At 71.4% G+C, this 17371-nt stretch carries 18 protein-coding genes; 11 read left to right on the top strand and 7 right to left on the bottom strand.

Annotation, left to right across the window (positions count from 1 at the left end):
* Nucleotides 1-10 precede the first annotated feature (10 nt).
* The 3 genes from miaB to ACIHCM_RS27145 all read right to left on the bottom strand — a co-directional run bounded on the left by miaB (nt 11) and on the right by ACIHCM_RS27145 (nt 3435).
* Nucleotides 11-1540, bottom strand: a complete 1530-nt coding sequence (miaB, locus tag ACIHCM_RS27155) for a tRNA (N6-isopentenyl adenosine(37)-C2)-methylthiotransferase MiaB (RefSeq protein WP_399900971.1) — start codon at nt 1538-1540, stop codon at nt 11-13.
* Nucleotides 1541-1773: 233 nt separating this feature from the next.
* A complete protein-coding gene (locus tag ACIHCM_RS27150; protein WP_399900968.1) occupies nt 1774-2376 on the bottom strand; it encodes a DUF998 domain-containing protein in 603 nt (200 codons plus the stop codon).
* 111 nt (nt 2377-2487) lie between these two features.
* Nucleotides 2488-3435, bottom strand: a complete 948-nt coding sequence (locus ACIHCM_RS27145; RefSeq protein WP_399900965.1) for a sensor histidine kinase — start codon at nt 3433-3435, stop codon at nt 2488-2490.
* A gap of 204 nt (nt 3436-3639) precedes the next feature.
* Here ACIHCM_RS27145 and ACIHCM_RS27140 point away from each other — a divergent pair, with 204 nt between their 5' ends.
* Complete coding sequence (locus ACIHCM_RS27140; protein ID WP_399900962.1) at nt 3640-4125, top strand: cation:proton antiporter regulatory subunit; 486 nt, start codon at nt 3640-3642, stop codon at nt 4123-4125.
* A 4-nt stretch (nt 4126-4129) separates the two neighbouring features.
* Entirely contained in the window at nt 4130-5353 is a 1224-nt protein-coding gene (locus ACIHCM_RS27135; protein WP_399900959.1) for a cation:proton antiporter, read from the top strand.
* Between the two features lie 744 nt (nt 5354-6097).
* Here the strand turns inward: ACIHCM_RS27135 and ACIHCM_RS27130 are convergent.
* Nucleotides 6098-6502, bottom strand: a complete 405-nt coding sequence (locus tag ACIHCM_RS27130) for a MazG nucleotide pyrophosphohydrolase domain-containing protein (protein WP_399900956.1) — start codon at nt 6500-6502, stop codon at nt 6098-6100.
* A gap of 84 nt (nt 6503-6586) precedes the next feature.
* Between ACIHCM_RS27130 and ACIHCM_RS27125 the strand changes: the two genes are divergently transcribed.
* The gene (locus ACIHCM_RS27125; RefSeq protein WP_399900953.1) at nt 6587-7582 is read left to right on the top strand and encodes a TAXI family TRAP transporter solute-binding subunit; all 996 of its coding nucleotides are present in this window, start codon (nt 6587-6589) and stop codon (nt 7580-7582) included.
* Here the strand turns inward: ACIHCM_RS27125 and ACIHCM_RS27120 are convergent.
* The gene (locus ACIHCM_RS27120) at nt 7572-8963 is read right to left on the bottom strand and encodes an ATP-binding protein (RefSeq protein WP_399900950.1); all 1392 of its coding nucleotides are present in this window, start codon (nt 8961-8963) and stop codon (nt 7572-7574) included. The two genes, ACIHCM_RS27125 and ACIHCM_RS27120, sit on opposite strands and share 11 nt — an antisense overlap.
* Nucleotides 8964-8972: 9 nt before the next feature.
* A complete protein-coding gene (locus tag ACIHCM_RS27115) occupies nt 8973-9659 on the bottom strand; it encodes a response regulator transcription factor (protein WP_399900947.1) in 687 nt (228 codons plus the stop codon).
* A gap of 288 nt (nt 9660-9947) precedes the next feature.
* Between ACIHCM_RS27115 and ACIHCM_RS27110 the strand changes: the two genes are divergently transcribed.
* From ACIHCM_RS27110 to ACIHCM_RS27075, 8 genes are all read left to right on the top strand, one after another.
* Entirely contained in the window at nt 9948-10724 is a 777-nt protein-coding gene (locus ACIHCM_RS27110; RefSeq protein WP_399900943.1) for an amino acid ABC transporter ATP-binding protein, read from the top strand.
* An 84-nt stretch (nt 10725-10808) separates the two neighbouring features.
* The gene (locus tag ACIHCM_RS27105) at nt 10809-11642 is read left to right on the top strand and encodes a glutamate ABC transporter substrate-binding protein (protein ID WP_399900940.1); all 834 of its coding nucleotides are present in this window, start codon (nt 10809-10811) and stop codon (nt 11640-11642) included.
* Between the two features lie 115 nt (nt 11643-11757).
* Nucleotides 11758-12435 (top strand): amino acid ABC transporter permease, encoded by a 678-nt coding sequence (locus ACIHCM_RS27100; protein WP_399901246.1) that lies wholly within the window; start codon nt 11758-11760, stop codon nt 12433-12435.
* Complete coding sequence (locus ACIHCM_RS27095; RefSeq protein WP_399900937.1) at nt 12432-13340, top strand: amino acid ABC transporter permease; 909 nt, start codon at nt 12432-12434, stop codon at nt 13338-13340. Before ACIHCM_RS27100 ends, ACIHCM_RS27095 begins: the two co-directional genes overlap by 4 nt.
* 174 nt (nt 13341-13514) lie before the next feature.
* The gene (locus ACIHCM_RS27090) at nt 13515-15245 is read left to right on the top strand and encodes an FAD-dependent monooxygenase (RefSeq protein WP_399900934.1); all 1731 of its coding nucleotides are present in this window, start codon (nt 13515-13517) and stop codon (nt 15243-15245) included.
* Nucleotides 15246-15355: 110 nt separating this feature from the next.
* Nucleotides 15356-15442, top strand: coding sequence for a putative leader peptide (locus ACIHCM_RS27085; RefSeq protein ID WP_313960178.1), 87 nt, complete (start codon nt 15356-15358; stop codon nt 15440-15442).
* Between the two features lie 77 nt (nt 15443-15519).
* A complete protein-coding gene (locus tag ACIHCM_RS27080) occupies nt 15520-16068 on the top strand; it encodes a cysteine dioxygenase (protein ID WP_399900931.1) in 549 nt (182 codons plus the stop codon).
* A 63-nt stretch (nt 16069-16131) separates the two neighbouring features.
* Nucleotides 16132-16539, top strand: a complete 408-nt coding sequence (locus ACIHCM_RS27075; protein ID WP_399900928.1) for a rhodanese-like domain-containing protein — start codon at nt 16132-16134, stop codon at nt 16537-16539.
* Nucleotides 16540-16563: 24 nt separating this feature from the next.
* Here ACIHCM_RS27075 and recX read toward each other — a convergent pair whose 3' ends face one another.
* Nucleotides 16564-17370 carry a recombination regulator RecX gene (gene recX / locus ACIHCM_RS27070; RefSeq protein ID WP_399900925.1) on the bottom strand — a complete coding sequence of 269 codons (807 nt, stop codon included), beginning with the start codon at nt 17368-17370 and terminating at the stop codon, nt 16564-16566.
* Nucleotide 17371 lies beyond the last annotated feature (1 nt).

The following is a 17371-nucleotide window of genomic DNA, read 5'->3' as shown; positions in this document are numbered from 1 at the left end:
CGCCCCGGTGTCAGTCGCAGCCGCAGCCGCTGCCCGAAGCCACCGGCATGGGCTCCGGGACGCCCACCTTCGGCAGACCGAGCAGCACGCCCGCCGGCTTGGCGGCCGCCGCGGCGTTGCGCTTCTCCCAGGCGTCACCCGCGCGCGTGCGGCGGACCGCGAGGACGGGGCCCTCGGCGAGAAGGTGGTGCGGAGCGGCGTACGTCACCTCGACCGTGACCACGTCCCCGGGGCGCACCTCCTGCTCCGGCTTGGTGAAGTGGACCAGGCGGTTGTCGGGGGCGCGGCCGGAGAGGCGGTGGGTGGCGCCGTCCTTGCGCCCCTCGCCCTCGGCGACCATCAGCTCCAGGGTGCGACCGACCTGCTTCTTGTTCTCGTCCCAGGAGATCTCCTCCTGGAGAGCGACCAGACGCTCGTAGCGGGCCTGGACGACCTCCTTGGGGATCTGCCCGTCCATCTCGGCGGCCGGGGTGCCGGGCCGCTTGGAGTACTGGAACGTGAACGCCTGCGCGAACCGGGCCTCGCGCACCACGTGCAGGGTCTGCTCGAAGTCCTCCTCGGTCTCGCCGGGGAAGCCCACGATGATGTCGGTGGTGATCGCGGCGTGCGGGATGGCGGCGCGGACGTTCTCGATGATGCCCAGGTAGCGATCCTGGCGGTACGAGCGGCGCATCGCCTTCAGGACCGGGTCCGAGCCGGACTGGAGTGGCATGTGCAGCTGCGGCATCACGTTGGGCGTCTCGGCCATGGCGGCGATGACGTCGTCGGTGAAGTCGCGCGGGTGCGGCGAGGTGAAGCGGACGCGCTCCAGGCCGTCGATCGTGCCGCAGGCCCGCAGCAGCTTGCTGAAGGCCTCGCGGTCGCCGATGTCGGAGCCGTACGCGTTGACGTTCTGGCCGAGCAGGGTGATCTCGGAGACGCCCTCGGCGACCAGGGCCTCGACCTCGGCGAGGATGTCGCCGGGGCGGCGGTCCTTCTCCTTGCCGCGCAGCGCCGGGACGATGCAGAAGGTGCAGGTGTTGTTGCAGCCGACGGAGATCGACACCCACGCCGCGTAGGCGCTCTCGCGGCGCGTCGGCAGCGTCGAGGGGAACGCCTCCAGCGACTCGGCGATCTCGACCTGGGCCTCTTCCTGCACACGCGCGCGTTCCAGCAGGACGGGCAGCTTGCCGATGTTGTGCGTGCCGAAGACGACGTCCACCCAGGGTGCCCGCTTCACGATGGTGTCGCGGTCCTTCTGCGCGAGGCAGCCGCCCACCGCGATCTGCATGCCGGGCCGCTGGGCCTTCTTCGGCGCGAGGTGACCGAGGTTGCCGTAGAGGCGGTTGTCGGCGTTCTCCCGTACCGCGCAGGTGTTGAAGACGACGACGTCCGCCTCGCCGTCGGCCCCTTCCGGTGCGCGGACGTAGCCGGCGTCCTCCAGCAGCCCGGCCAATCGCTCGGAGTCGTGGACGTTCATCTGGCACCCATAGGTGCGGATCTCGTAGCTCTTGGGTGCTTGGACGTCCACTGCCGGGCTCCGGTCGCTGCTGCTGGTCATGCGTCAAGGGTAGGCGGTCCCGGAAGGGGCCTGTCTCGGTCCCGGAAGGGGCCCGTCCCAGTCTCGGAGGAGGCCCGCCCGCAGCTCCGGCAGATCCCCCGGCAGGGGCCCGTCCCCAGTCCCGGAAGACGCCCGTCGAGGGGCCACCCGGGCGAGCGTGCCGCTCTCCCACGGAGCGCCACCCACGGCGCGCTCCGTGGGGGCCGAGGGTGATGCCCTGGAGTGGTCCGGCCTCACGGCGTACGCCCGTCGCCGGGGGCCGGGGTGCGGACGCACGAGACGACGACCACGAAAGGCCACACGGACTGAAGCGTCGTCACCAGGCGTTCGACGGCGCCCGCCGGTCCCTGGTGGCCCGTCTCCATCAGGAACCAGGCAGCCCCGGCGCACATCGCGGCGGTCGCCGCGGCGCAGGGTCCCGGACGCAGTGCCCAGGGTGTGGCACCGCCGCGTCCGGCGGCCAGGACCGGCCATACCGCGAGGAGCGTGAAGGCGACCGCGGCGACGGACCCGTGGCGCAGCGAACCCCCGCTGCTCGGGGCCGGAAGCACTGCCACCAGCACCGCCGCCGCGCCACCGGCGGCCAGCGCCACCCGTCCGGCGGGCGCGGCCACGCGCAGTGCCCAGGCGGTCAGCAGGTGGCAGGTGCCCAGGGCGAGCATCGCTCCGGTCATCACCCAGGACCCCGCGGCCCCGTAGGCCGCCAGGACGCTGATCGTCTGAGTGAAGGGGTCGTAGGCGGGGCCTTCCAGGCGTGCCGCGATCGTCCAGCCCGAGATCAGCAGGACAGGCGCGCATCCCGACGAGGCCAAGGCCCACCTGGGCACCGTTCGCATCCGCACACCGTAGAACGCCCACCTGCGGCTTCCCCGTCCCCACGCGGGCAGGCGTGCGCCCCGGCCGCCGTCCGCATCACCGCCCCGTGTCCACGCGCGTCCGCGCCGGCATCACCGGACCTCGCCGCCGGCCGGTATCCGGAGCCGTATCTCCGTGCCCCGTTCGGGTCCCGGCCCCAGTGTCAGCGCTGCCCCGACCAGCAGTGCCCGTTCGCGCATCCCGCCGATTCCGGCCCCTTCCGCCGCCTCGCCGAGGCCCTTGCCATTGTCCCGGACGATCAGCTCGACGCCCTCGGCGACCGGCCCGAACCGGAGTTCCGCACGGTCGGCATCTGAGTGCCGCGCGGTGTTGGTGAGCCCTTCCTGGGCAACGCGGTACACCACCAGTTCGGTCTCCTCGTCGAGTGGAGGCAGCTCACCACGCACGTCGTGCCGCACCGTCAGCCCGTGCGCGGTGAACTCGGCGCCCAGCGCCCGCAGCGCGCTGGACAGCCCAAGCTCCTCCAGCACCCCCGGCCGCAGCCGGCGCGCGATACGCCGGATCTCGTCCAGGCCGGCCCGGGTCGCGTCCTGCGCCTGGCCGACCTCCTCCCGCAGCTCCTCCGGCGCCCGGTCGGCGACCCGCTTGAGCTGGAGCAGCACCGCGGTGAGGGTCTGCCCGACCTCGTCGTGGAGTTCGCGCGCGATCCGGTGGCGTTCCCGCTCCTGGGCGGAGAGTGCTCGTGCCGCACTGGCGGCGCGTTCCGACTCCAGCCGGTCCAGCATCGTGTTGTACGTCCTGATGAGCGCCGCCGTCTCCACCGGCCCGGCGACCTCGGCGCGGGCGCCCGGCCGCAGCAGATCGGCGGTGGCCATGGCCCGGCCGAGACGGCCCAGCGGCGCCAGACCGACGCGCAGGACGGCCGCGTTGACCGCGAGCAGTGCCGCGAGTCCGCAGACGACGACCAGCGCCTCGCCCGGCAGCACCGGGGTCGACACCGTGACCGGACCGAGCAGCAGGGCGGTGGCCACGAGCAGGCCGAGGGCGTTCAGGGAGAAGATCCGCCAGAACAGCGACACGCCTGTGCCGGCCTCTTTCCCCGTCCTGGCCGACGGCACAGCCCTGACCAGCCTCTGCGCTCCCCGCGACCCGCGTCCATCCGTGCTGACACCCATGTCGCCACCGTACGGGCGGATGGCAGCATGGCGGGGCCGCGGGCCGCCGGGACGACTCCCGGCCCCCCGCCAAGGCGCTCAGCGAAACGACGAGCAAGGGGAAGAAACGTGTCCGCTCCACGACTGAGGGCGACGCCGCTGCCAGGCATCGGGGTCCAGTACGACCTCGTCACCCGGGAACACCGCCATCTGTCGGTGGTGGCCCACCGGGACGGCACCCGGACGGTCAACGTCTACCGGACCGACGACCCCGACTCCTGCGCCCAGTCGCTGCACCTGACCACCGCCGAGACCGCCGCGCTCATCGACGCGCTCCAGCCCTCGCACCACAGCAACAATCTGCTGTCGACCACGGACCTGGGCCTGGTGGCGGAGCGGATCGAGGTGGGCGCGACCTCGTACTGGAACGGACGGGTCCTCGGCGACACCCGGTTGCGGACCGAGACCGGCGCGTCCGTCGTGGCCGTGCTGCGGCGGGCCGGGGCGATCCCGTCTCCGGCACCGGACTTCCGCCTCGCGGGCGGCGACACGCTGATCGTCATCGGCACCCGCGAGGGCGTCGACGCCGCCGCGGCGATACTCGGGCGGGAGTGAACGGGTGCACTCTGCGGTCCTGTTGATCGAGTTCGGTTCGATTCTGCTAGGCCTGGGCCTGCTCGGCCGGATGGCCGGCCGGCTGGGTTTCTCCCCCATCCCGCTCTATCTCCTCGCCGGGCTGGCCTTCGGCGAGGGCGGGCTGCTGCCGCTCGGTGCGAGCGAGGAGTTCATCGCCATCGGCGCCGAGATCGGCGTCATCCTGCTGCTGCTCATGCTCGGCCTGGAGTACACGGCCAGCGACCTCGTCACCAACCTCAAGTCCCACTACCCGGCGGGCCTGGTCGACTTCGCCCTCAACGCCCTGCCGGGCGCGGCGGCCGCGCTGCTTCTCGGCTGGGGCCCGGTGGCCGCCGTGGTCCTGGCGGGCGTCACCTGGATCTCGTCCTCCGGTGTGATCGCCAAGGTGCTCGGCGAGCTGGGCCGGATCGGCAACCGCGAGACGCCGGTCATCCTCAGTGTGCTGGTCCTGGAGGACCTCGCGATGGCCGTGTACCTGCCCATCATCACGGCGCTGCTCGCCGGGGTCGGACTGGCGGCCGGCAGCGTGACGCTGGGAATCGCGCTGGGCGTGGCGGGGCTGGTCCTGTTCGCGGCGGTGCGCTACGGCCGCGTCATCTCGCGGTTCGTCTCCAGCGACGACCCGGAGAAGCTGCTGCTGGTCGTCCTGGGGCTGACGATCCTGGTCGCGGGCATCGCCCAGCAGCTTCAGGTGTCGGCGGCGGTGGGCGCGTTCCTGGTGGGCATCGCGCTGTCCGGGGAGGTCGCGGAGGGCGCGCACACCCTGCTCAGCCCGTTGCGTGACCTGTTCGCCGCGGTGTTCTTCGTCTTCTTCGGCCTGCACACCGACCCGGCGAGCATCCCGCCCGTTCTGCTGCCCGCCCTCGCCCTGGCCGCCGTCACCGCCGTCACCAAGATCGCCACCGGCTACTGGGCGGCCCGGCGCGCCGGAATCTCCGTCAAGGGCCGCTGGCGGACGGGCGGCGCGCTGGTGGCCCGCGGCGAGTTCTCGATCGTGATCGCAGGCCTCGCGGTGACGGCCGGCATCGAGCCGTCGCTGGGTCCCCTGGCCACCGCGTACGTCCTGATCCTGGTCATCCTCGGCCCCCTCACGGCCCGTTACACCGAGCCCCTCGCGTTGCGCTGGGCGCGACGCCGCACGAAGAGCCCGTCCGGGCCGGTACGGCGGGCGGAGGACGCCCGGGAGGAGGCGCCGGTCGGGGACTGAGGTGCGCGCCGGGCAGGCGGCCGTGGCCTTCAGCGCATGACGGACGCGAGGGCTGACCGCGACAGCCGGTTCCTGTGCTGGAACGGGGTGGTGGCGCTCGGGATCGACGCGGCCACCCTGTTCTGGCACGAGACGGAGTCGTTCCGCACCGACCCGGCGCCCGGGCAGCTGCGGCCCGGCGGCGTCTGCCGGGTGGGAGTGCCACGGACGGTGGTCCACGTCACGGCCGTCGACCGGTTCGATCCCCCGCTGGAGACCGGATGGCTGCCCCGCCCGCGCCTGGCCGTCCGCGTGCTGCCCCGGGGACTGTCGTACCTCTCGTACCGCGTCCCGGCGGACAGCCATCTCGACGACACGGACTACGGGATTCACCCCGGGCGACGGGACACCGTTCACCTTCGACCTGCTGTTCAGGCCCTGCGCGTTCCTGGAACCGGGCGACGAGGTCGCGGACGCCGCGGGACGGGCCTGGCGCTTCGACGGCGCCTGGGCGCCACCGCGGCCGGCTCCCACAGGGAGACCCGCCCGCACTGGGCGCTCCTCACCGACGCCCCCCTGCACCGCGCGGCACCCTCGCCCCCGGGTTCCCCCCACTATGAAGGGAGGCTCGCAGGCGGCGACCTGACACTGCGCCAGCCCCGTCGGCCGGGCGCGCGTGAACACGCGGCAAGCGGACCGCCCCGCCCGGACCCGAGCCGCCACACCACGGCCGTCACCATGCCCGGCCCGCTGTACGCCCCCGCCTCACTCCCCCTCCGGACGCCACCCCTGCCGGCGCAGCACCGCCGACACGTCCGGAGCCTCGTAGTGCTCCCCCTTGAGCACCTTGCCGTCGGCACGGCGCGCGACCTGGCCGCCGGGGCCCAGCTTGGTCATGTTCGAGCGGTGGATCTCGGCTATGACCGCGTCGAGATCGATGCCGTGCACCAGAGCCGTGCCGTACGCCACGTAGACGACGTCTGCCAGTTCGTGCGCGAGCCTGTCGAGGGGGCCGGTCACCGATACCTCGGCGACCTCCGCGGCCTCTTCCGCGAGCAGCTCGCCCCTGTGTCCGGCCAGCTCGGGCGAGACCTCCGTGGGGACGCTGCGGGCGTCGAGACCGAAGGCGAGATGGAATTCACGGACCAGGTCGGCGGGCGAGGAACTCATGCCCGAAACACTATCGGGCCCCACTGACAGCTTCTGTGATTCCCGTCCTGGTCAGCAGCCTTGCGTGCTGGCAGGATCGCGCGCATGTCCAGAGCGTTCCCCCGTATCGGCACCCGCAGGGCCCTGCAGGGCGCGGCCGCCGGCGTCGTCGCCCTCGGCCTGCTGCTGTGGTGGCTGCTGCCGCTGGGCGAGGAGCCGCCGAGGGGGTCGATCACCTTCAGCACCGGCACGCCGCGCGGTGTGTACCAGAAGTACGGCACCCTGCTGCGCAGCGAGCTGTCGAGGGACATGCCGGACCTCGAGGTGCGGCTGATGACGAGCGACGGCTCGCAGGAGAACGTCGCACGCGTGGCGACCGGCGAGGCGGACTTCACCATCGCCGCCGCCGACGCGGTGGAGACGTACGAGCTGAACGAGGGGCCGGGCGCGGACCAGCTGCGTGGGGTGGCCCGGTTGTACGACGACTACGTGCATCTCGTCGTCCCGCGCGACTCGGACATCGACTCCGTCGAGGACCTGCGCGGCAGGCGGGTCGCCATTGGGCTGCCGCACTCGGGCGTACGGCTGATCGCCACCCGGGTGCTGAAGGCGGCCGGCATCGACGCGCAGCAGGACATCACGCCGATGTCCGACGGCATAGACACCGGCCCGGCCCGGCTGCGGCGGGGCGAGATCGAGGCGTTCTTCTGGTCCGGCGGGCTGCCGACGGACGGGCTGCTGGGGCTGGCCAAGAAGTTCGAGTTCCGGTTCGTGCCGATCGACGCCGACTTCGTCACCGAGCTGCACCGCCAGGGTCCGGCCACCCACCACTACCGCGCGACCAGCCTGCCCAAGTCGGCGTACGGTGCCCGGGGCGGTGCCACCGTGCCCACGATGGCGGTGTCGAACGTACTGATCACCCGCAAGGACATGGACCCCGAACTCACCGAGTGGGTGACCCGCACGGTGATCAAGAGCCGCGACGGCATCGGCGCGCACGTCCACTCCGCGCAGCTGGTCGATCTGCGCACGGCCATCTACACGGACCCGCTGCCGCTGCACGACGGCGCCCGGCGCTACTACCGCTCGGTCAAGCCGTAGGGGAGTTCCGGGGCACGGCCAGCGTCACCTTCAGCCCGTGCGGTTCGTGCCGCTCGAAGGCGATGGAGCCGCCGGCCGCCGCGAGCAACGCGCGCGTGATGGACAGGCCCAGCCCGGAGCCCTTCACGTTCTGATGCCGTCCGCTGCGCCAGAAGCGGTCGCCGACGCGGGTGAGTTCCTCGTCGGTCAGACCGGGCCCCCTGTCGGCGACCACGACCGTCGAGGTGTCCCCGTTGGAGGCGACGGTGACCTCGACGCACTCGCCCTCGGGCGTGAACTTCACCGCGTTGTCGATCACCGCGTCCAGCGCGCTGGACAGCGTCACCGGGTCGGCCCACGCCGTGGTCGCCGGGCAGTCCCCCACCAGCCGTACGCCCTTCGCCCCGGCCGTCGGCGCCCAGGCCGCGACCCGCTCGGCGGCCAGCGCACCGATGTCGGTCAGCCCCAGGTCGGCCTCGGCGTGCTCGGCGAGCGCCAGGTCGAGCAGGTCGTCCAGGACTCGCGCCAGGCGCTTGCCCTCGGCCTGGACCGAGGCGATCTCCTCGTTGCCCTCGGGCAGTTCGAGGGCGAGCAGCTCGATGCGCAGCAGCAGTGCGGCGAGCGGGTTGCGCAACTGGTGCGAGGCGTCGGCGACGAAGGCGCGCTGCTGCTCCAGGACGTCCTCGACGTTGTCCACCATCTCGTTGAACGACCGGGCGAGGCGACGTAGTTCCGGCGGCCCGCTGGCCACCGCGACCCGGGACTTCAGGCGCCCGGTGGCGATCTCGTGCGTGGTGGCGTCCAGGACGCGTACGGGTCTGAGCACCCAGCCGGTCAGCCGCAGCGCGGCCCCGACGGCCAGCAGCATGGCGGCCGTCTCCCCGGCGGCGATGACCAGCCAGCCGTAAAGGATCTTCGAACGCATCTGACCGGTGGGCGAGTCCGTGACCACGGCCGCGACCACGTCGCCGTCCCGGATGACCGGCGAGGCCACCACGAGCCGGCCGTCCTGCCAGGGCCACACCTGCCGGGGATCGTCGCTGCGGCGGCTGAGCAGCGCCTCGTCGAAGGCGTCGCGCACCTCGCCCTCACGGGGGAGGCGCCATTCCGCCGGCGCGTGAGCCATGGGGGTGTCATCGGCGTAGAAGACACCGACGCGGATGCCGTAGACCTCGTAGTAGCTGTCGAGTTCGCGGCTCAGCGTCTCCAGGCGCCTGCCCGGGGGCTCGGGCGGGGCGTTGACGAACTGGGCGAGGGCCGCGAAGAACGCCGTGTCGTCGATCCGGTCGACGACCACCTTCTGCTGCTGTGCCGCGGCCACGCTGACGGCGAGCGGGACGCCGAGCGCCAGCAGTACGGCCGCCATCAGGACGATCAGCAGCGGCAGCAGACGAGTGCGCACCCTGCCCCGCTACGTGGCCGGGGCGACGAGCCGGTAGCCGACGCCGCGTACGGTCTCGATCAGGGCGGGCATGCGCAGCTTGGCGCGCAGCGACGCGACATGCACCTCCAGGGTGCGGCCGGTCCCCTCCCAGCTGGTGCGCCACACCTCACTGATGATCTGCTCCCGCCGGAACACCACGCCGGGACGCTGCGCCAGCAGGGCGAGCAGATCGAACTCCTTGCGGGTCAGCTGGACGACCGCTCCGTCCACGGTGACCTGACGGGTGTGCAGTTCGATGCGTACGGCGCCCAGGAGCAGCGCGGTCTCACCGCCCGAGGCGGGATCCTCGTGGGCGGTGCGCCGGCTGACGGCGTGGATCCGGGCGAGCAGCTCCCCCGTGTCGTAGGGCTTCACGACGTAGTCGTCGGCGCCGAGGTTGAGGCCGTGTATCCGGGAGCGCACGTCGGAACGCGCGGTGACCATGATCACCGGGGTGCTGGTGCGTTTGCGGATCTTGCTGCACACCTCGTAGCCGTCCTGGTCGGGCAGGCCGAGGTCGAGCAGGACGACACCGAAGCCGGCGCCCTCCGGGACGAGCGCCTGAAGGGCCTCCTCGCCGCTGCGGGCGTGCGTGACGTCGAACCCGTGCCGCGCGAGGACCGCGGACAGAGCGGCGGCGACATGGTTGTCGTCCTCGACGAGGAGCAGTCTCATCCCGGCCTCCTTCGGTTCATCGGCGGTACGGACTCGGCGGGTACACAAAGGTGTGCACGCGCGCGCGTGCACCAGGGCAGTCACGCTGATGGATGAGGACGGCGTCAAGAGGGTTCCGGTCGCGCGGGCCTTCCGTTATCCGGCCGATACGCGCCCGGCCCTCCGTCTTACCACCCGTGTCCGGCTGCTACCGGATCGTGATACTCAAATTCGCCTCAGATGTAATGACGCAGGTCGCATAGGGTGGCTACTGTCCTCCGAAACCGAGGAGGACGGAGCCCGAGAGCGATGACCGAAGTATCGGTGGCCAAGGAAGATGTGGCCGCGACCGGCGAACTGGTCGTCCTGAAGAGCGTCAACAAGCACTTTGGCGCGTTGCACGTACTCCAGGACATCGATCTGACCATCGCCCGCGGTGAGGTCGTCGTGGTCATCGGACCCTCCGGGTCCGGAAAGTCCACCTTGTGCCGCACCATCAACCGGCTGGAGACGGTCGACTCCGGCTCGATCACCATCGACGGCAAGCCGCTGCCCGCGGAGGGCAAGGCCCTCGCCCGGCTGCGCGCCGACGTCGGCATGGTGTTCCAGTCGTTCAATCTCTTCGCGCACAAGACCGTGCTCGAGAACGTGATGCTGGGCCAGGTCAAGGTCCGCAAGACGGAGAAGAAGCAGGCCGAGGCGAAGGCCCGGGCCCTGCTCGACCGGGTCGGCGTCGCCTCGCAGGCGGACAAGTACCCGGCGCAGCTCTCCGGTGGCCAGCAGCAGCGCGTCGCGATCGCGCGGGCGCTGGCCATGGACCCGAAGGTGATGCTCTTCGACGAGCCGACCTCGGCCCTCGACCCGGAGATGATCAACGAGGTGCTGGAGGTCATGCAGCAGCTCGCCCGTGACGGCATGACCATGATCGTCGTGACGCACGAGATGGGCTTCGCCCGATCCGCTGCGAACCGCGTGGTGTTCATGGCAGACGGCCGCATCGTCGAAGAGGCCGTGCCGGACCAGTTCTTCAGCAACCCGCGCAGCGACCGCGCCAAGGACTTCCTGTCGAAGATCCTCCACCACTGACCGTCGCTCGTCGCGCCTCGCGACAAGCCGCGTTCCCGCCCCGCACCGGACGGCCCTCCACTTCACCACGCAAAGGATGTTCACATGAAGCTCCGCAAGGTCACCGCCGCGGCGACCACCGCGATTGTCCTGTCCCTGACCGCGACCGCTTGTGGTGGGGGCGACTCGGACTCGGGCTCCGGTGACAAGGACAAGATCAAGATCGGTATCAAGTACGACCAGCCCGGTCTCGGCCTGAAGGAGCCCGGCGGCTCCTTCTCCGGCTTCGACGTGGACGTGGCCACCTACGTGGCCAAGGAGCTGGGCTACGAGGCCGACCAGATCGAGTGGGTCGAGACCAAGAGCGCCGACCGCGAGAACGCTCTCTCCCGCGGCGACGTGAAGTTCATCGCGGCCACCTACTCCATCACCGACGAGCGAAAGGAGAAGGTCGACTTCGCCGGCCCGTACCTCCTGGCCCACCAGGACCTGCTGGTCAAGGCGGACTCCGACATCAAGGAGGGCACCGACCTCAACGGCAAGAAGCTGTGCTCGGTGACCGGCTCCACCTCCGCGCAGAACGTCAAGGCCGAGATCGCTCCGCAGGCCCAGCTGAAGCAGAACGGCACCTACTCGGAGTGCATCGCCGGTCTGCAGAGCGGCGCCGTGGACGCGGTGACCACCGACGACTCGATCCTCGCCGGTTTCGCCTCGCAGGACCAGTACAAGGGCCAGTTCAAGCTCGCGGGCCTGAAGCTCAGCAACGAGAACTACGGCATCGGCGTCAAGAAGGGCGACACCGAGACCGTGAACAAGATCAACGAAGCGCTGGAGAAGATGGTCAGTGAGAAGGCCTGGGAGAAGGCCGTCACGGACAACTTCGGTCCGGCCGACTACCAGAACGAGCCCGCGCCGAAGATCGGCCAGATCGTCAAGTAACGCGGGAGTCCGCACCTAGCGGAGTGCTTCGCGGGCGCGCCGCCGCCGGCCGCTGTCCCGGCGGCGGCGCGCCATGCCCGCCACGTTCGTCACACACCCGGAAGCGCGGGAGATCGTGTTCGACTTTCTTTCTGACTATGACGACCCGAGCCTGTTGGGCGCCTTCTGGGTGACGGTGCAGCTCACCGTGTTCTCCGGCATCGGCTCGCTGGTCTGGGGCACCTTGCTGGCCGCGATGCGGGTCAGCCCGGTGCCGCTGATGCGCGGCTTCGGCACCGCCTATGTGAACATCGTCCGGAACATCCCCCTGACGGTCATCATCGTCTTCACCTCGCTCGGCCTCGCCGACATCTTCGGGGTGACCATGGGCGCGCCGGACGACTTCGAACTGCAGGGCTTCCGGCTCGCGGTCCTGGGCCTCGCCGCCTACACCGCCGCCTTCGTCTGCGAGGCGCTGCGGTCCGGCATCAACACCGTGCCCGTCGGGCAGGCCGAGGCGGCCCGTGCCCTCGGACTGAGCTTCAGCCAGGTACTGCGGCTCGTCGTGCTGCCGCAGGCGTTCCGCTCGGTCATCGGCCCGCTGGCCAACGTCCTGATCGCGCTGACCAAGAACACCACGGTGGCGGCCGCGATCGGTGTGGCGGAAGCAGCTCTGCTGATGAAGGAAATGATCGAGAACGAGGCTCAAACCCTGCTCATCGGCGCGGTCTTCGCCTTCGGTTTCGTGGTACTGACCCTGCCCACCGGCCTGATCCTCGGCTGGCTGAGCAAGCGACTGGCGGTGAAGCGATGACTTCCGTTCTCTACGACGCCCCGGGCCCCAAGGCCAAGCGGCGCAACATCATCTTCTCGGTGACCTTCGTCGTCCTGCTCGCTCTGGTCGGGTGGTGGGTCTGGCAGGTCATGGACGACAAGGGCCAGCTGGAGTCGGCCCTGTGGAAGCCGTTCACCGAGGGCGAGGCGTGGACGACGTTTCTGCTGCCCGGCCTCGCCAACACGCTGAAGGCCGCGGCGCTCGCCATGGTCATCGCCCTCCCCCTGGGCGCCATATTCGGCATCGCACGGATGTCCGACCACCGGTGGGTCCGGGTTCCCGCCGGCGCGGTGGTCGAGTTCTTCCGTGCGATCCCGGTACTGCTGCTGATGCTGTTCGCCAACGAGTTCTACGCCCGCTCCACGGACATCACCAGCGACGACCGGCCTCTCTACGCGGTCGTCACCGGCCTGGTCCTGTACAACGCCTCGGTCCTCGCCGAGGTCGTCCGGGCCGGCATCCTCTCCCTGCCGAAGGGACAGACGGAGGCCGCACAGGCCATCGGTCTGCGCAAGGGCCAGACGATGTCCACCATCCTGCTGCCGCAGGCCGTCACGGCGATGCTCCCGGCCATCGTCAGCCAGCTGGTCGTCATCGTGAAGGACACGGCGCTGGGCGGCGCGCTGCTCAACTTCAGCGAACTCGTCAGCGCTCGCAACACGCTCGCGGCCAACTACGCCAACGTCATCCCGAGCTTCATCGTCGTGGCGATCATCTTCATCGTCCTGAACTTCGCCCTGACCAGCTTCGCCGGCTGGCTGGAGGCCCGCCTGCGGCGCAGCAAGCGGAGCACCGGAGCGGTGCTCGGGGCCGAGAAGGTGGACGACCTCAACGCGGCCGAGGTCGGGGCGACCCACGACACCGGCCCTGGAGGCGGCATCTGAGGGCACGTCAAGAGCTTTCCGTGGCCTGAGGGGCAGTGGCATGATCGCCACTGCCCCTCGTCACTTGACGCAAGCACCGGCAATGGGTTGCATACGTTCTGTGATCGTGCACCCTGCTCCAACCTCCTGTTCACACACGTCTCCGAAGGCACCGCTGCGGACAGGGAGCGCCGCGTGGATCCGGTGATCATCGTCGGAGCGGGGCCCGTCGGGCTCACGCTCGCCCTGGCGCTGGCGCGTCAGGAAGTCCCGTCCGTCGTCCTCGACGAGGGCCCGGGCAAGGACGAGCCACGGCTCGCCCGCACCCTCGTCCTGCGCGACGACACCGCCGCGCTCATGGAACGGCTGACCGGGGTACCCCTCGACGAGGCCGGGACCCGTTGGGCCGGATGGCGGTCGATGCGGCGCAGGCAGGTGGTCCGGGAGATCACGTTCGAGGACTCCGGCGACGCCGACGCCTACGGCGGCCTCATCGGCAAAGCCCCCGGCTCCGCCGACCGCGGCCGCCTCCGCCCGGAAGACCCGGGGCACCAGCTCGGCTCGGACTACGCCGTGACCACCGGCGCCGCCCCCGAGCAGCCGCCCGTGCACGTCGCCCAGCACGTCCTCACCGACGCCCTGCGCGCCGCCATCGACCACGAGCCCCTCGTCAAGGTCGCGGTGGACAGCTGGCTCGACACCATCGAGCAGGAGCCCTCCGGCGTCACCGCGCACACCCGGGGTCCCAACGGCACGTGGTGGCGAGGCAGTTATCTGGTCGGCTGCGACGGCCCCCGCTCGACCGTCCGCAAGCTCCAGGACGTCCGCTTCCCCGGCCGTACGGCGGTGGAACGATACGCCGTCGCCGCGCTGCGCACGGAACTCCCCTGGCCCCGCCAGGCATGGATCCACCGGACGCCGCCGTGGCGGACGTCGGGTCCCTCCGCCGGCGAGATCGCCGCTCGCCCGCTTCCCGATGGCGTCTGGCGGCTCGACTGGCTCCTGCCTCCCGGCAAGGACCTGGTCACGCCCGAGCTCCTGGTCACCCGCATCCGGGAAACCCTCGCGGGGTGGACCGGCGGCTCGACACCGCCGTACGAACTCCTCGACACCGGCGTCCACACCGTCCACCACCGGCTTGCCCGCCGCTGGCGGGTGGGCCGCGTCTTCCTCGCCGGGGACGCCGCGCACCTGCTCGGAGCGCTCGGCACGCAGGGACTGGAGGAGGGACTCAAGGACGCCGACAACCTCGCCTGGAAGCTGGCACTGGCCTGGCACCACGGGCCCCGTGAAACGCTCCTCGACAGCTATCAGGCCGAGCGCCGCGCGATCGTCGCCGCCCGGCTGCGCGCCGCCGACCAGGTGCTGCCGCTGCTCCGCGGAGGCAATGCCCTGCGCTCCTACGTGCCCGGCGCGAGCCGCGGACACGACGCGCTGCTCATCGACGGGCACCTGGGGCGCGGACCGCTGGGCGAGACGTCCACCTACGCCGGCTCACCCCTCGCCGCTCCGCGTATCGAGGCGGAGGTCCCCGTCGACACGCAACCCGGTGCACCGGTGACGGATGTGCGCGTCACGGCGGAGGATGGTTCCTTCGTACGGCTGCGCGACCGGCTCGGGCGAGGCGCTCTGCTCGTCGTACTGATCGCCCCGGGCACCGGCGTCTGGGAACGCAAGCACTGGGTGACCGCCGGGATCATGCCCCGGCTCGCGGCCGCGGTCACGGCGCTGCCGCACCCGGCCGAGCTGCTCGTCGCCGAGCGCTACCCGGGTGCGTCCGCCCACACCGTGCTCCTCATCCGTCCCGACGGTCATCTGGTCACTGCCCTCAACGGCGTCCGCCCGGCCGACCTGTACGCGGCCGCCGAGGCGGCGCTGGGCGGCCCGGCCAAGGCCACGGCGGAGGCCACCGCGGGCTCACGCTGACGTCGGTCCTCCGGGGCGCCGGGTGCGCCTCGTCCTCACCGCCACCCTGTGACCGTCCGCAGGGTGGCGGCGAGTTGACCGGTCCGTACCGGCGTGGTGTACTCCGGATCGTGACCGACACCTGTGTGCGCCTGTGGCGGAGGGTCCATATGGACCTCGTCCGCTATGCGGGCTGCGTGTGTCGCCCCTCCTGCTGATCTCGCCTTTCTCTACCCGCGCGCGCCGCTGACGCCTCGCCGCGCGCTCACGCGAACGCTCATCAGGACGGTGCACCTTGTCTGTCTCTCCCCACGCCTCCGTGTCCCCTTCCGCTTCCGGGTCCGCCACTGCCGCCCCGGCACAGGCCGATCTGCTCGACTTCGTCCGGCGTACGGCCGCCGACGCCGCGCTGATCGACTCCCTGCCGCTCGACCCGCAGGGCCGCACCTGGGTACGGCTGGAGGGGCCGGGCGGCAGCGAGGCCTGGCTGATCGGCTGGCCGCCCGGCACGGGCACCGGCTGGCACGACCACGCCGACTCGGTCGGCGCCTTTGTCACCGCCCGCGGCGAACTCACGGAGAACTCCCTCGCCGCCAGGCTGCCCACCGACGGCTGGAAGACCCTGGAACTCACCGAGGACGTCGACCGGCAGCGCCGCCTGCCGGCAGGCCGGGGCCGCGCCTTCGGGCACCACCATGTGCACGAAGTACTCAACGAGTCCCCCGGCCGGCACGCCGTCTCCGTGCACGCCTACTACCCGCCACTGCCGCGGATCCGCCGGTACAGCCGTGCGCACAACGTGCTGCGGCTGGAGCAGGTCGAGCGGCCGGAGGACTGGCAGTGAGGCGGCGCATGACGGGAGGTGCCGCCGGACAGGCAGGCTGCGCAAGGAGGTTGAGGAGGAACGATGAGCGTGAGGCGTGAGGCGCCGGTGGGCATCGACGAGTTGCTGGAACGGGTTCGCGAGGGGTACGTCCGGATCGACCCGCAAGAGGCGTACGAGGCCGCCCGGTCCGGCGAGGCCCTCCTCGTGGACATCCGGTACGAGGCCCTCCGCGAACGGGACGGACTGATCCCCGGCGCCCTGGTAGTGGAGCGCAACGAACTGGAGTGGCGCCTCGACCCCCTCGGCAGTCACCGCCTCCCCGAGGCCGTCGGCCATGACGTGCGGGTTGTGGTGATCTGCAACGAGGGTTACGCGTCCAGCCTTGCGGCGGAATCCCTGCACCGCCTGGGGTTGCGCCGGGCGACCGATGTGACGGGCGGCTTCCAGGCTTGGCGGAGTGCGGGGCTGCCCGTGACGGCGAACCTGTGACGCACGCCTTGGAACCCGGCGCGGCTAGAACCCCTCCTCGCCGAGGAACTCCGTATCTTCCCCCTCTTCCTCCAAAGCCCGCCTGACCACCCGCAAGGCCATCCCCTCGGGATAGCCCTTCCGCGCGAGCATCCCCGCCAGCCGCCTGAGCCGCTTGTCGCGGTCGAGACCTCGGGTGGAGCGCAGCTTCCGGGCGACGAGTTCACGCGCGGTCGCCTCCTCCTGCTCCGTGTCGAGCTGGGCGACGGCCTCCTCGATCAGTGTGGAATCGACGCCCTTGGTCCGCAGCTCCTGTGCCAGCGCACGCCGCGCCAGCCCCCGGCCATGGTGCCGGGACTCCACCCAGGCGTCCGCGAAGGCACCGTCGTTGATCAGTCCGACCTCCTCGAACCGGGACAGCACATCCTCGGCGACGTCGTCCGGGATCTCCCGCTTGCGAAGGGCGTCCGCGAGCTGCTTCCGCGTGCGCGGGGTCCCGGTGAGCAGGCGCAGGCAGATCGCCCGTGCCCGCTCAGCCGGGTCCCCTGGGGACTCCTCCTGCTCGGCCCTCGACAAGGAGGAGGTGCCCCCGTCCTCGGCGGACGGCTCCGAAGCGGACGGCTGTGAGTAGCCACGCCGGCGACGCCCGCGCCCCCGCCGCACGCCGGCCTCGCCGCGCCCCCCACGGGGCCCGCCACCATCGCCCGCACCGGGGTGCAAGCCCCCGTCGTAGCGGTCCTCACCACGCTCGGTCCCGGCAGAGCCCCCCTCGTCCGCGCTCCCCGGGGCCGGCTCCCGCGGGATGCCGGTGTCGAGGTATGCGTACTCGGCCCAGTCGGTTCGCCGTGTCACG

The sequence above is a fragment of the Streptomyces sp. NPDC052023 genome (genome assembly GCF_044548465.1).
Classification (GTDB): domain Bacteria; phylum Actinomycetota; class Actinomycetes; order Streptomycetales; family Streptomycetaceae; genus Streptomyces.
Note: the sequence above shows the minus strand (reverse complement) of the source record. Positions and strands in the feature narration are given on the sequence as shown.

What these genes read in the sequence shown, in the direction of transcription:
- ACIHCM_RS27150 (WP_399900968.1), bottom strand. Translation starts at nt 2,376, where the DNA reads ATGCGAACGGTGCCCAGGTGGGCCTTGGCCTCGTCGGGATGCGCGCCT.
- ACIHCM_RS27105 (WP_399900940.1), top strand. Translation starts at nt 10,809, where the DNA reads ATGAAGCTCCGCAAGGTCACCGCCGCGGCGACCACCGCGATTGTCCTG.
- ACIHCM_RS27110 (WP_399900943.1), top strand. Translation starts at nt 9,948, where the DNA reads ATGACCGAAGTATCGGTGGCCAAGGAAGATGTGGCCGCGACCGGCGAA.
- miaB (WP_399900971.1), bottom strand. Translation starts at nt 1,540, where the DNA reads ATGACCAGCAGCAGCGACCGGAGCCCGGCAGTGGACGTCCAAGCACCC.
- ACIHCM_RS27095 (WP_399900937.1), top strand. Translation starts at nt 12,432, where the DNA reads ATGACTTCCGTTCTCTACGACGCCCCGGGCCCCAAGGCCAAGCGGCGC.
- ACIHCM_RS27075 (WP_399900928.1), top strand. Translation starts at nt 16,132, where the DNA reads ATGAGCGTGAGGCGTGAGGCGCCGGTGGGCATCGACGAGTTGCTGGAA.
- ACIHCM_RS27115 (WP_399900947.1), bottom strand. Translation starts at nt 9,659, where the DNA reads ATGAGACTGCTCCTCGTCGAGGACGACAACCATGTCGCCGCCGCTCTG.
- ACIHCM_RS27130 (WP_399900956.1), bottom strand. Translation starts at nt 6,502, where the DNA reads ATGAGTTCCTCGCCCGCCGACCTGGTCCGTGAATTCCATCTCGCCTTC.
- ACIHCM_RS27125 (WP_399900953.1), top strand. Translation starts at nt 6,587, where the DNA reads ATGTCCAGAGCGTTCCCCCGTATCGGCACCCGCAGGGCCCTGCAGGGC.